The organism is Congzhengia minquanensis, assembly GCF_014384785.1.
Taxonomy (GTDB): domain Bacteria; phylum Bacillota; class Clostridia; order UBA1381; family UBA9506; genus Congzhengia; species Congzhengia minquanensis.
This window is the reverse complement of the sequence record NZ_JACRSU010000001.1, coordinates 601,014-614,457: the sequence shown is the minus strand read 5'-3', so window position 1 is coordinate 614,457 and position 13,444 is coordinate 601,014. Positions and strand designations below refer to the sequence as shown.

The following is a 13,444-nucleotide window of genomic DNA, read 5'->3' as shown; positions in this document are numbered from 1 at the left end:
GAAAACAATGAAAAAGAACTATTTCACAGACCAAAACGTTGTAAACATATTGGAAAATAACTTTATGCCCTACGCCATGAGCGTGATTATATCCCGGGCCATTCCGGAAATTGACGGGTTTAAGCCCTCCCACAGAAAACTGCTTTACACCATGTATAAAATGGGGCTGCTCACAGGGGAAAAAACCAAGTCGGCCAATGTGGTGGGACAAACCATGAAATTAAATCCCCACGGCGACATGGCGATTTATGAAACCCTGGTGCGCCTGACCAGGGACAACGGCGCGCTGCTGTATCCTTTTGTAGATTCAAAAGGAAATTTTGGAATGCACCAATCCCGGGACATGGCGTTTGCCGCGGCGCGATATACCAACGTGAAATTAGATCCCATCTGTGAAGAACTGTTCCGCGACATTGACAAGGACACGGTGGACTTTGTGGACAACTATGACGGGCTTTTAAAAGAGCCGACTCTGCTTCCCACAGCGTTTCCCAACATTTTAGTCAACGCCAATCAGGGCATTGCGGTGGGCATGGCGTCGAACATTTGCAGCTTTAACTTAACCGAGGTGTGCGACGCGGAAATTGCATTTTTGAAAAACGAAAAGGCCGATTTAATGGCGCACCTGCAGGCGCCGGACTTTTCAACCGGCGGCCAGCTGATTTATAAAGAGGCAGACCTGAAAAATATTTATGAAACCGGCCGTGGCAGCGTTCGGGTGCGTGCGGTTTATCAGTTCGACAAGAAAAACAACTGCATTGAAATTACCGAATTGCCATATACCACCACCATTGAGGCGGTGATTGATAAAATTATTGATTTGGTGAAGCAGGGCAAGGCAAGGGAGATTGCCGACATCCGCGACGAAACGGACAAGGCGGGTCTGAAAATTACCATTGATTTAAAGCGCGGCACCGACGCGGACAAGCTTATGGCAAAGCTGTTTAAAATGACGCCGCTGGAAGACACGTTCTCATGTAACTTTAACGTGCTGATTAACGGATCGCCGCGGGTGATGGGTGTTCGCGAACTTCTTTCTGAGTGGACGGCGTTCCGCCTAAACTGCGTGAAACGAAGCCTGAGCTTTGATTTGGACAAAAAGAACCACCGTCTGCATCTTCTGCTGGGACTTGAAAAAATTTTGGTGGATATTGACAAGGCAATTGCCATTATTCGGAACACCGAGGAGGAGTCCCAGGTAGTTCCCAACTTGATGGAGGGCTTTTCTATCGACATGATTCAGGCGGAGTTTATAGCGGAAATTAAACTGCGCCATTTAAATAAAGAATATATTTTAAAGCGCCTGGCGGATATTAAAGACCTAAAGGCGGAAATCAGCAACATCAGCAAAACCCTTTCCTCCGATTTGGCGGTGAAAAAGCTGATTATAAAAGAACTGACCGAAATTTCGAAAAAATATGGAAAGCCAAGAAAAACGCAGATTATAGCGGAGGACGACATTGAAGAGGTGCAGGAGGAGCACTTTATTGAAGACTATAACCTGAGAATGTATTTAACAGAACAAAACTATTTAAAAAAGGTGTCTTTGGTGTCTCTTAGGGCCAGCAACGCCCACAAGCTGAAAGAAGACGACAAATTTATTTGTGAATATGAGTGCTCGAATTTAGACGAAGCGCTGTTTTTCAGCGACAAGGCCAACGTGTATAAAATGCGCATTTGCGACCTGCCGGACTGCAAGGCCAGCGCTCTAGGCGAATATTTGCCCAACATTTTGGGACTAAGCGACGAGCGGATTTTATACATGGCGGTGACGAAAGACTACAGCGGATTTATGATGTTTGCCTTTCAGAACGGCAAAATTGCAAAGGTGCCGCTGAAAAGCTATGAGACCAAAACCAACCGGAAAAAGCTTGCCAACGCCTTTTATGAAAAGTCCCCTGTGGCAGATATGCGGTTTTTGGCTGGTGACACAGAGCTTGTGGCGTTTTCCAGCATCAACAAGGTGTTGATATTCGACACCGCAAAAATTGCGCCCAAGGCCACCAGAAATTCCCAGGGCGTGCAGGTGCTTACGCCCAATAAGGGCAGCGTGCTGGCAAAAATCTGTACGTTGGACGAGGTGGCATTTAAAGATTTTGAATATTACAGAACGAAAAATATTCCCGCCCGGGGCTCATACTTGAAAGAGGAAGACCTGGCAGGGGAGCAGATTACCTTAATTTAACCACTGTGAGGGCTGTCGCATGAAAGAAACCATTTACACCATTCCGCTGTCGGAAAGCTTAGAGCAGGACAGCGAATGCCCATTTTGTTATTTGGAAAATAAGTTGGAGTCAGAACAGATTGATTATTGCCTGGGCCCGGCCATGATGGAGCCGGACCACCGGATTTTGTCCAACACAAAGGGCTACTGCCGCCGGCACATGGATCAGCTTGCCGGCGCTAAGCGGGCCTTGCCCTTTGCCCTGGTGCTGGACACGCGGATGGACGAGGTGATTCAAACGTTAGAAGACGCCCGGGGAACAAAAAAAACGGGCAAAAAGGCCGGGCTGTTTGCAAAGAAGGAGCCGGGCGCAAGCCGCGTGGCACAAGCCGCGGCAGAGCTGACTGCAACATGTCTTGTGTGCGAAAGAATGGAGCACACTATGTCGAAATTTTTCTATACGTTTTGGTACCTTTACGGCAAGGAGCCGGATTTCCGCAAGAAAGTGCTTTCCGGCAAGGGATTTTGCCTGCACCATTTTAAAGAGGTTTTAAACGCTTCTGAAAAGCACGCAGGCAGCCGGCGGGAGGAATTTTTAGAGGAGCTGACAAGCCTGGAACTTGAAAATTTAAAGCGGAACAAACAAGAGGTTCATGGGTTTGTGAAGCAGTTCGACTATCGAAGCGACAAAGAAAACTGGAACGGGCCGAAAGACGCACACCTAATCTGCGCAGGCAAGCTTTCAAAGTTTTAAAAAAAGAGGAATGCCGCATGAAAAAAATTATTGGGCTAACAGGCCCCAGCGGCGCGGGGAAAAGTACGGTGTCCAATGCATTTTACACGTTGGGCGCACACGTTATTGACGCAGATAGGGTTGCGCGTTTTGTGGTGGAAAAGGGAAAACCCGCGCTTTTTGAAATTGAAACTACCTTTGGCGAACAGGTGATTTTGCCTGAGGGGGAATTAAACCGCCCCGCCCTGGCAGAAATTGTGTTTCGTTCTCCGGAAGCGTTACATAAATTGAACCTGATTACGCATAAATATATTATTGAGGAAATTCAGAAGGAAATTGAAGATGCACAGGAACCGTGTGTGGTAATCGACGCGGCGGTGCTGTTTGAAAGCGGCTTAAATGAGCTTTGTCACAGCGTGGTGTGTGTTACCGCAGAGCGCGGTTTGCGCCTGAAACGGATTATGGCCCGTGACGGACTGACTATCCGGCAGGCGCAGGACAGGATTAACGCCCAAAACGGCGATGATTTTTATGTTTCCCGCAGTGATTTTCATATTGAAAACAACGGCAGCAGCGATGCGCTTTTGGCGCAGGCTGAACATATTTTTAAGGGAGTGTGCTGTGAATAAATTCATAAAATTTGTGATTGTGCTGCTGGGCCTTGCGGTGCTGTACCTGCTGGCGGGGACAATTGCAAAAATGGAATATCCCGTAAAACACGAGGTGCTGGTTTCAAAATATGCGCAAGAATATGGACTTTCAGAGAACTTTGTCTACGCCGTGATGAAAGCGGAAAGCAATTTTAACCATGAGGCAAAGTCGGGCAAAAATGCCTCCGGCCTTATGCAGATTATGGAACCCACAGGAGAGTGGATTGCAGAAAAGCTGGGCATGAAGGACTTTTCCAAAGAACAGCTGTTAACTCCCGAAACCAACATTGAAATGGGCTGTTTTTACCTCTCCTATCTGCTGGATATGTACGGCGGGGATAAAAAGCGCGCCCTGGCGGCCTATAACGCCGGCCACGCCAACGTGGATTCCTGGCTGCTGAACAAAAAATATTCCAAAGACGGCGTAGGGCTCGACGTCATTCCATACCCGGAAACGGAAAAGTATGTGAATTTGGTACTGAAAAACGAAAAGATTTATAATTATCTCTACAGAAAATAGACACAGCCCCAACCGCGGGCCAGGCGGGGCGAAATAAGGGACAAACAAAATGAAATATGCAAAATACATCATAGCGGTTTTGGCCCTATTCCTTGCGCTTTCCGCCTTTTCCTTTGCGCCGGAAAGCCACACGGAATCGGACTTTCTGCTGGATACATATGTTTCAATCACAGTTTACGGCAGGCATGGCGATAAAGCTGCAAAGGCGGCCCTTGCCCGTGTGCGCGAGCTGGACAGGCTGCTGAATGCCTTTTACCCGGAAAGCGATGTTGCAAAGATTAACCGCGCCGGGGCAAACACGCCCACGGCGGTGTCGGAGGAGTGCTTTCATCTGCTTTTGCGGGCGCTTTCCCTTTGCAAACAGTCCGACGGCGCGTTCGACGTCACCATAAAACCGGTAATGGACTTGTGGGGCTTTGGCTCAGACAACCAAAGGATACCGGCCCAAAACGAGCTCAGTGCTGCGCTTGACAAGGTAGACTTTCGGTTTGTTTCGCTTAACAGCGCAGACAAAACTGTCACCTTATTAAAAGAGGGCATGGCAATTGACCTGGGCGGCGTGGCAAAAGGATACTGCGCAGACGAAGCCGCAGAGGTTTTAAAAAATGAGGGCGCAGAAAATTTTTATCTGGATTTCGGCGGCAACGTGATAACAAAAGGCGAAATTCCTTTAGGACTTTCAGAACGGTTAAAGCACCGCGCCAAAACCCGGCCGTTTGTGGTGGGAATTCAAGATCCAAAGGGAACCAGGGGCAACATTTTTGAAACAATTACCACGGAACAAGCACAGACTGCCATTGTCACCTCTGGGGGCTATGAGCGTTATTTTGAAGAAAATGGGGTAAACTATCACCACATCCTAAGCCCCGCCACGGGCAAACAGCCGCAAAACGGCGTTTTGAGCGTAACGGTGGTTGGCTCGCAGTCGGAAACCGCCGACGCACTTTCCACCGCATTGTTTGTGCTGGGGCCCGGCGGCTGTGAAAAATTTGAAGGGTTATTTGATGAAGTGCTGTTCGTTATGGACACAGGAGAAGTGAAAAAAATTTACCCGCGAGGAGAAAAATAAATGGAAAAGCTTTTGATATTGGACGCAAACAGCATTGTAAACCGGGCGTTCTACGCGGTCCGGCTCCTTACTACGAAAGAGGGGGCGCACACCAACGCAATTTTTGGATTTTTAAATATTTTGTTTAAATATATGGACGAAATCAGGCCCGACTACATTGCAGCAGCTTTTGACCTGCCGCAGCCCACGTTCCGCCACGAGATGTATGACGGATATAAGGCCACGCGGCACAAAATGCCCGACGAGCTGGCGGAACAAATTCCTGTGCTAAAAGAAGTTTTATCCGCAATGAACATAAAAATTTACGAAAAGCCGGGCTTTGAGGCAGACGACGTTATCGGTACCGCCGCCCGGGTTTGCACAGAGGAAAATGTGTGCTGCTGTGTGCTCACAGGCGACCGGGACGATTTGCAGCTTGCCTCTCAAAACGTGCTCATTCACTTGGTTACCACTCGTATGGGGAATACCTCCACCGAGGTGTTTGACGACAAAAAGGTGCAGGAGAAATATGGCGTTACCCCCGAAGAGTTCATCGATTTAAAGGCCATTATGGGCGATTCCTCCGACAACATCCCCGGCGTGCGGGGCATTGGTGAAAAGGGTGCAACGGCGCTGATTCAGGCGTTTCATTCCGTAGACGGGATATATGAAAATTTAAACAGCGACAAAATTACAAACGCAATCCGCAAAAAGCTGGAGGCGGGGAAAAGCGATGCATATATGAGCAAAAACCTCGCTACCATTGACCGGAACGTGCCGATTGATATTGTTATTCCCGAAACCAAGGTTGCGCCGTATGACACAGGTGCGTTGTTTGACTTGTTCACGCGGCTGGAGTTTCGCTCATTCATTAAAAAGCTGGAGCTGACGCCGGAAAAGGACGCGCCGGAGACCGAAGCAGATATATTTGAACATGCCGCGTTTGAGTCGGTTTCAGACAAAAACAGATTGAAAGAACTGTTAAATCAGGACAATATTTGCTTTCTGCCGGACAGGATTGAGGACAAAATTGCCTTTTGCACCGACAAACAGCATGGGTTCAGCGCAGACATTGCGGGAAATGAAGACATTTGGAAGGCGTTTTTGGAATCGCCGCAAAAAAAGTGCACTCATAGCCTTAAGGACACGCTGGTGTTTTTCAGTAAGCTGGGAATTGACGCAAAGAATATTGATTTCGACACGGCAATTGCCGCATATTTACTGGAACCCTCCAGAAGAAGCTACGACATTGAGGGGCTGGCCGCAGACTTTCTGCACATAACGCTGGAGGAAAGCGACGAGGGCGGTACCCAGCTTTCGTTGGAGAGCGCGCTTTCAGACGACGGCGACACGGCACTGATGAAAAAAGCCCTGGCGGTTCTGGCCTTAAAGGAATATGAAATAGAGCAGATGGAGCGGCAGGAGGTAAACGAACTGTTTGCCACCATAGAAATGCCGCTGGTGTATGTTTTGGCCTCAATGGAGGAAATAGGTTTCACGGTGGACCAAAAGCGTCTGACGGAGTTTGGAAAAATTCTTTCCGCGGAGCAGGACAATTTAACCCAGGAAATTTATGAGCTGGCGGGGCACGAGTTTAACATTAATTCCCCCAAACAGCTTGCCACAGTGCTGTTCGACGAGCTGGGGCTGAAATCGAAAAAGAAAACCAAAAGCGGATATTCCACCAACGCCGAGGTTTTGGAAAAGCTTCGGTTTGCGCACCCCATTGTGGACAAAATTTTAGAATACCGAAAAATCAGCAAGCTAAACTCCACCTATGTGGACGGGCTGATGGCGGTGATTGATAAGAAAACGGGCAAGGTGCATTCCAGCTTTAACCAGACGGTAACCGTAACGGGGCGTATTAGCTCCACTGAGCCGAATTTGCAGAATATTCCCGTGCGCACAGAGCTGGGCCGCGAAATGCGCCGCATGTTTGTGGCCGAGTCGGAAGAATATGTCTTGGTGGACGCGGACTATTCTCAAATTGAACTGCGTGTTCTGGCCCACATTGCCGGCGATGAGAACATGATTGAGGCGTTTCGCTCCGGATTCGACATTCACGCCTCCACAGCGGCAAAGGTGTTCGGCGTAAGTCCGGACAGCGTAAGCGGCGAAATGCGCAGCGCAGCAAAGGCCATTAACTTCGGGCTGGTTTACGGCATGGGGGAATTTTCCCTGTCACAGGATTTGCACATTAGCTTAAAAGAAGCAAAAGCGTATATTGACGACTATTTGGGAAGTTATCCCAATGTGAAAAAATATATGAAAGACACCGTGGACTTTGCCAAAGAATACGGCTATGTGAAAACCATGTTCGGCAGACGGCGTGACATTCCGGAATTAAAGTCTTCCAACTATCAAACCCGCTCCTTTGGAGAGCGGGCGGCTATGAACACCCCGGTTCAGGGCACCGCGGCAGACATTATTAAGCTTGCCATGATCAACGTGAGCCGGCGGCTGAAACAGGAAAATTTGAAATCGCGGCTTATTTTGCAGGTGCACGACGAACTGATTGTGGAAGCGGAAAAAACCGAAGTCGACCAGGTTTGCCGCATTTTAAAAACTGAAATGGAAAACGCCGCGTCCCTCTTGGTTCCTTTAAAGGTGGACATGCAAACGGGGCACAGCTGGTATGATACCAAATAATTTGGGGTGTGAAACAAAACCATGTCATTTACAACCGATGTAAAAAACGAACTGTGTACGATAAAATATGAAAAACGGTGCTGCATGCGGGCCCATCTTGCGGGATTAGCCGGTTTTTGCGGCGCTGTGGTGCGGGAAAACGGAAAAGACTGCTTTAAAATGCGCACAGAAAACGCCGCCATTGCCCGCAGGGCCTATACCTTGATGAAAGAGCTGTTTGGGTTTAAGGCAGAGCTGTCAACGGCTGGCAAAATTTGCGCAATTACAGTGGCCCGCGGCGCGCAAACGGTTTTGGCAGAGCTTGGCTTTGCTTCCGGCGGCATTGTGAAATTCACTGCCGACCCCTTTGTGGTGCACGACGACTGCTGCAAAACCGCGTTTTTGGCAGGAGCATTTCTGGGCGGCGGATATGTGAAAACACCCAAAAACGGCTACCACTTTGAAATTAAAACCCACTACCGCACCTTAAGCCGGGATTTGGCAGAAATTATCGAAGAAATGGGCTTTGAGCCGAAGCAGGTGATGCGCAAGTCGGAATATGTGGTATATATGAAGCAGAGCGACACAATCAGCGACCTGCTGGCGCAAATGGGCGCAACAGACGCCATGCTGGAGCTGTGCAATGTAAAAATTTTAAAAGACGTGCGCAACAACATTACCCGAAAGGTAAACTGCGACACGGCCAACATCACCAAAGCCGCCGACGCGGCGGCGGTGCAGCTCCGGGCCATTTATAAAATTCAGGCAAAGCTGGGGCTTGAGGCCCTGCCTGAGCCTTTGGAACAGGCGGCTCGGCTGAGAATGGAAAACCCCGAGGCAAATTTAACCGAGCTGGGGCAGATGATGGCGCCGCCCATCAGCAAGTCTGGCGTAAACCACAGGCTGAAAAAAATTATCCACATGGCGGAGGAATTGCCGGATACATAAAACGAGGGAAACATATGGAACAGATTGGAATTGTAGAACGAATTGAAGGGAAGCAGGCGGTGGTTACTGTTGCGCGTGCCTCAGCCTGCGGCGAAAACTGCGCCCATTGCAAGGGCGGCTGCACGCCTACGAAGGTGCAGGCACGGGTGGAAAACGGCGCCGGGGCAAAGCCGGGCGATCTGGTGAAGCTTGAAACCAGCACGGCGCATGTGGTGCATGCTTCGCTCATTTTATATTTTGTGCCCTGTTTATTTGCAATCTTTGGCGCAGTTGCGGCAAGCAATTTGTTTCACAGCACCGCTGTGGCGGCAGTTTGTGCCGGAGCGGCTTTTTTTGCCTGTTTTGCGGTGATAAAACTATTTGACAAGAAAATAGCGCCTGTTTCAAACATTACAAAAATTATAAAGCGTGTAGACGGGCGTTAGAAAGGCGTGAATAACAATGGCAATGGACGGTTTCAGCGTTGCGGCGCTGACCTTTGAAATAAATAAAGAACTTTCAGGCGCAAAGCCTGACAAAATACAGCAGACGGAGAGTGACGAGCTGCTGATTTCCTTTTTTGGTCCAAACGGTCAAAAAAAACTCAGGCTAACAGCCAATGCATCGGTGGCCAGGGTGTGCCTTACAGAGGACAAAAAACAAAGTCCAAAAACTGCGCCGCTGTTTTGTATGCTGCTGCGTAAGCACCTGTCCGGCGCACGGCTGAAGGAGGTTACACAGCCTGGCTTTGAGCGGGTGATGGTGCTGACCTTTGACGGAACGGACGAATTTGGTGACCCCTGCGAAAAGCGGCTGGTAGCCGAGCTTATGGGGCGTCACTCCAACCTGATTTTGGTGGGCGCCGACGGCCGCGTAATAGACGCGGCGCGCCATGTAGATTTTTCAGTAAGCTCTGTGCGGCAAATATTGCCGGGGCTGGCTTATCAGTCCCCGCCGCCCCAAAATAAGCGAAACCCTATAGAGTGTGACTTAAACACGATTTTAGAAGCGCTTAAGCAGGCAGACGGCAAAGAAAAAATCGATAGGGCTGTGCTGGGACTATTTCGCGGCGTGAGCCCTTTAATTGCGCGGGAAATCTGCATTCGAACATTTACTAACTGTGACAAATTTTTGGGGGAACTGGACTTTTCACAAAAATTAGAGCTTGCTACCAGCTGTTACACAGTGTTTCAAGCGGCGGCAGAGCAAAAGTTTTCGCCCTGCTATCTGGTTGGCAAGGACACAGGAAAACCCTTTGAGTTTGCGGCGGTTAACATCACCCAATACGGCGGCGCGGCGCAAGTGGTGCAAAATGAGTCTATGTCGCAGATTGTGGAGGCGTTTTACGCCGAACGGGACGCGAAAGAGCGAATGGCGCACAGAAGCGCAAGACTTACGAAGCTGGTGTCTACCAACATTGAGCGGTGTGCCAAAAAGCTTTCCGTTCAGTTGGCAGAGCTTTCCGACACCGACAATTTAGACAAATATAAAAAATACGGTGAGCTGATTACGGCAAACCTCTATCGGATTAATAAAGGTGACAAGTCCGCCGTAGTGGAGGATTTTTACGACGAAACTTTAAAAACTGTTACCATTCCTTTAGATACGCGCATGTCGCCTTCAGAGAACGCACAGCGGTATTTTAAAAAATATGCCAAGGCGAAAACCGCCAAAGCAGAAATTACCAGCCAGCTGAAAAAAACAAGGGCGGAGCTTTCTTATTTAGAGTCGGTTGAGGAGGAACTCTCATTTGCGGAAACCGTGCAGGATTTGGCGGAAATTTCTCAGGAACTTTATGAGCAGGGATATGTTAAACGTACGGAGAAAAATAAGAAAAAGCAGGCGTTGTCAAAGCCAATGGAGTTTCAAACCTCTGACGGCTTTACTGTGCTGGTGGGCAAAAATAACAAGCAGAATGATGTTTTAACGCTGAAAACTGCCAAAAATGCCGATCTGTGGTTTCATACAAAGGACATTCATGGCTCCCATGTAATTTTGCGGTATGAGCATGGGAAAGTGTTTTCTGAAACCGCAATTTTAGAGGCGGCGGAACTGGCCGCAAAATATTCCAAGGCAAAACATTCCCAGAACGTGCCGGTGGACTATACGCTGGTAAAGTTTGTGAAAAAGCCTGCGGGAGCGGCTCCGGGCATGGTAATTTATACAGACAATAAAACGGTGTATGTTACACCGTAAACAGATAACAAAAGCGTGGTAAGTTTACCACGCTTTTGTGTTATTTTATTCTTCTGTGTCTGGTTCTTCTGCTGTTTCTTCCTCGTTATCCGCTTCGTCCGGCACATATTCGCCAACAGTTTCCTCAGGGGAAACGGTTTCGGTTTCTTCGTCCTCTTCCTCGTCAGTGCGGGCAATGGAAACCACCGAAACGTTATCGTCTAACCGCATGAGCCTTACGCCCTTGGTAAGTCTTCCAATTCTGCTGATTTCCCGCGTTTTCATGCGGATTACCACGCCTTCAGAGGTGATGAGCATAATGTCGTCAGACTCGCTGACCACCGTTATGCCGGCAATGTTGCCGGTAGCGTCCGAGATACGGTAGGTGGTTACACCCTTGCCGCCCCTGGTTTGAGTTTTATATTCAGTCAGCGGCGTTTTTTTGCCGAAGCCATTTTCCGTTACCACCAGTAAATCGTCGCCTTCGCTGGCCGCGCTCATGCCAACAACATAGTCGCCGTCAGAAAGCTTTATGCCGCGCACCCCGCGGGACACTCTGCCCATGGGGCGCACATCGGCTTCGTTAAAGCGGATACACATGCCGCCGAAGGTGCTTAAGATAATATCGTCGTTCCCGTCGGACAGACGCACGTTAATCAGTTCGTCGTCTTCGTCCAGCACGATAGCTGCCAAACCGCCTTTTCTTGCGGTGTTATACATCAAAAGGTCAGACTTTTTCACCACGCCGTGCTTTGTGCCGAAGAACAGATATTTTCCTTCTTCGAATTGGCGCAGGGTGATGGCCGCGGTGATTTTTTCGTCGGAGTCAAGCTGCAAAAGGTTTACAATGGCTGTGCCCTTTGCCTGCCTGCCGGCCTCCGGAATTTCGTAGGCTTTCAGGCGATACATCTTGCCCTTTGAGGAGAAGAACAAAATGTGGTTGTGGGTGCTGGTTACAAACAGCTTTTCCACAAAATCCTCCTCCCTGGTGGTGATGCCTGTAACGCCCCTGCCGCCGCGGCGCTGAGATTTGTAAGTGTCCACCGGCAGGCGCTTTACATACCCAAAATGGGTTAAGGTGATAACCACTTCTTCCTCGTCGATTAAATCTTCAATGTTAATTTCATCGGCATAGGCGGTAATTTCGCTTCTGCGTTCGTCGCCATATTTATCGCGGATGGCAATCAGCTCGTTTTTCACAATATCCAACACCAGGTGTTCGTCGGAAAGCACCTGGTTTAAATATTCAATCTGCTTCATCAGCTCCGCATATTCGTTGTCGATTTTCTCGCGCTCTAAGCCCTGCAAACGCGCCAGGCGCATGTCTAAAATGGCCTGTGCTTGAACGTCGGAGAACGAGAACCGTTCCATTAAGTTTGCCTTTGCGTCGTTGTAGCTGGAGCGGATGATGGAGATAATCTCGTCAATGTTGTCCAACGCTATCCGCAGGCCGTCTAAAATGTGGGCCCGGGCTTCCGCTTTCTTTAAGTCATATTTTGAGCGGCGCACAATAACAGATTCCTGGAACCGGATATAGTGGTCCAGCATTTCCCGCAGCGAAAGTGTTTTCGGCTGGTTGTCCACCAAGGCCAGCATGTTGATGGAAAACGTGTCCTGCAGCTGCGTAAATTTATAAAGCTGGTTTAAAATTACGCTGGCGTTGGCGTCGCGCTTCAGCTCTATTACCATGCGCATGCCTTCGCGGTCAGACTCATCGCGGATATCGGAAATACCGTCCACACGCTTGTCCTTCACCAGTTCCGCAATCTTTTCAATCAGCCGCGCCTTGTTCACCTGATAGGGCAGCTCGGTTACTACTATGCGCTCTTTGTCGTGGGCCATCTGCTCAATTTCTGTGCGGGCCCGCATAATAATTTTGCCGCGGCCCGTGGTGTAGGCGCTGCGGATGCCGCCCAGGCCCATGATGATGCCGGCGGTGGGGAAGTCCGGCCCTTTTATGTAGCTGAGTAACTCGTCTGTGTCAATTTCCGGATTATCGATAACAGCGACAATGCCGTTGATTACCTCGGTTAAGTTGTGGGGCGGAATGTTGGTGGCCATACCCACCGCAATGCCCGATGAGCCGTTCACCAACAAACTGGGGAACCTGGAGGGGAGCACAACCGGCTCCTTCAGGTTTTCGTCGTAGTTGGGAATGAAATCCACCGTGTCTTTTTCAATGTCAGTAAGCATTTCCAAAGAGAGCTTAGACATTTTTGCTTCCGTGTAACGGTAAGCAGCCGGGGGGTCGCCGTCCACGGAACCAAAGTTACCGTGGCCGTCTACCATGGGATAACGCAGGGAGAAATCCTGCGCCATGCGCACTAAGCTGTCGTAAACCGCTGCGTCGCCGTGGGGGTGATATTTACCGAGCACGTCGCCGACGGTGGCCGCGCACTTTTTATACGGCTTGTCCGGCGTAAGCCCGGCTTCATACATCGTATATAAAATACGCCTGTGAACGGGCTTTAAACCGTCGCGCACATCAGGCAGCGCACGACCCACGATAACGCTCATGGAATAGTCGATATAGGACTTTTTCATTTCTTTGTTCAAATCGACATTTATAATATTCTGCAAAGCATCTTCAAGCATTTTC

The 13,444-nt window shown here is 49.3% G+C and carries 10 protein-coding genes; 9 read left to right on the top strand and 1 reads right to left on the bottom strand.

Translation table 11 applies throughout. The annotated features are described in order from the left end of the window. Positions 1 to 7 precede the first annotated feature (7 nt). Genes H8698_RS02815 through H8698_RS02775 form a run of 9 tightly spaced genes read left to right on the top strand, consistent with a single transcriptional unit; the run spans position 8 to position 10,866 of the window. A complete protein-coding gene (locus H8698_RS02815) occupies positions 8 to 2,185 on the top strand; it encodes a DNA gyrase subunit A (protein ID WP_249311093.1) in 2,178 nt (725 codons plus the stop codon). A gap of 19 nt (positions 2,186 to 2,204) precedes the next feature. Next, positions 2,205 to 2,918 carry a DUF6062 family protein gene (locus tag H8698_RS02810; protein WP_177677807.1) on the top strand — a complete coding sequence of 238 codons (714 nt, stop codon included), beginning with the start codon at positions 2,205 to 2,207 and terminating at the stop codon, positions 2,916 to 2,918. Positions 2,919 to 2,935: 17 nt separating this feature from the next. Next, on the top strand, positions 2,936 to 3,526 hold the full coding sequence (gene coaE, locus H8698_RS02805; RefSeq protein ID WP_249311092.1) for a dephospho-CoA kinase: 591 nt from the start codon (positions 2,936 to 2,938) through the stop codon (positions 3,524 to 3,526). After that, positions 3,519 to 4,067 carry a lytic transglycosylase domain-containing protein gene (locus tag H8698_RS02800; protein ID WP_249311091.1) on the top strand — a complete coding sequence of 183 codons (549 nt, stop codon included), beginning with the start codon at positions 3,519 to 3,521 and terminating at the stop codon, positions 4,065 to 4,067. The genes coaE and H8698_RS02800 overlap by 8 nt, the downstream gene beginning before the upstream one ends. A gap of 49 nt (positions 4,068 to 4,116) precedes the next feature. Continuing rightward, positions 4,117 to 5,136 carry an FAD:protein FMN transferase gene (locus H8698_RS02795; RefSeq protein ID WP_249311090.1) on the top strand — a complete coding sequence of 340 codons (1,020 nt, stop codon included), beginning with the start codon at positions 4,117 to 4,119 and terminating at the stop codon, positions 5,134 to 5,136. Next, positions 5,137 to 7,764, top strand: coding sequence for a DNA polymerase I (polA, locus tag H8698_RS02790; protein WP_249311089.1), 2,628 nt, complete (start codon positions 5,137 to 5,139; stop codon positions 7,762 to 7,764). A gap of 21 nt (positions 7,765 to 7,785) precedes the next feature. Next, the gene (gene whiA, locus H8698_RS02785) at positions 7,786 to 8,691 is read left to right on the top strand and encodes a DNA-binding protein WhiA (protein ID WP_249311088.1); all 906 of its coding nucleotides are present in this window, start codon (positions 7,786 to 7,788) and stop codon (positions 8,689 to 8,691) included. A 14-nt stretch (positions 8,692 to 8,705) separates the two neighbouring features. After that, on the top strand, positions 8,706 to 9,116 hold the full coding sequence (locus tag H8698_RS02780; RefSeq protein ID WP_249311087.1) for a SoxR reducing system RseC family protein: 411 nt from the start codon (positions 8,706 to 8,708) through the stop codon (positions 9,114 to 9,116). 16 nt (positions 9,117 to 9,132) lie between these two features. After that, entirely contained in the window at positions 9,133 to 10,866 is a 1,734-nt protein-coding gene (locus tag H8698_RS02775) for an Rqc2 family fibronectin-binding protein (RefSeq protein WP_249311086.1), read from the top strand. 45 nt (positions 10,867 to 10,911) lie between these two features. On the opposite strand, the gene gyrA is transcribed toward H8698_RS02775, so the two are convergent. After that, positions 10,912 to 13,440, bottom strand: coding sequence for a DNA gyrase subunit A (gene gyrA / locus H8698_RS02770; RefSeq protein ID WP_249311085.1), 2,529 nt, complete (start codon positions 13,438 to 13,440; stop codon positions 10,912 to 10,914). Between the last annotated feature and the right edge of the window lie 4 nt (positions 13,441 to 13,444).

Excerpts from the sequence above, each read along its gene's own strand:
- H8698_RS02795 (WP_249311090.1), top strand. The coding sequence starts at position 4,117 with ATGAAATATGCAAAATACATCATAGCGGTTTTGGCCCTATTCCTTGCG.
- whiA (WP_249311088.1), top strand. The coding sequence starts at position 7,786 with ATGTCATTTACAACCGATGTAAAAAACGAACTGTGTACGATAAAATAT.
- H8698_RS02775 (WP_249311086.1), top strand. The coding sequence starts at position 9,133 with ATGGCAATGGACGGTTTCAGCGTTGCGGCGCTGACCTTTGAAATAAAT.
- H8698_RS02780 (WP_249311087.1), top strand. The coding sequence starts at position 8,706 with ATGGAACAGATTGGAATTGTAGAACGAATTGAAGGGAAGCAGGCGGTG.
- gyrA (WP_249311085.1), bottom strand. The coding sequence starts at position 13,440 with ATGCTTGAAGATGCTTTGCAGAATATTATAAATGTCGATTTGAACAAA.
- coaE (WP_249311092.1), top strand. The coding sequence starts at position 2,936 with ATGAAAAAAATTATTGGGCTAACAGGCCCCAGCGGCGCGGGGAAAAGT.
- polA (WP_249311089.1), top strand. The coding sequence starts at position 5,137 with ATGGAAAAGCTTTTGATATTGGACGCAAACAGCATTGTAAACCGGGCG.
- H8698_RS02810 (WP_177677807.1), top strand. The coding sequence starts at position 2,205 with ATGAAAGAAACCATTTACACCATTCCGCTGTCGGAAAGCTTAGAGCAG.
- H8698_RS02815 (WP_249311093.1), top strand. The coding sequence starts at position 8 with ATGAAAAAGAACTATTTCACAGACCAAAACGTTGTAAACATATTGGAA.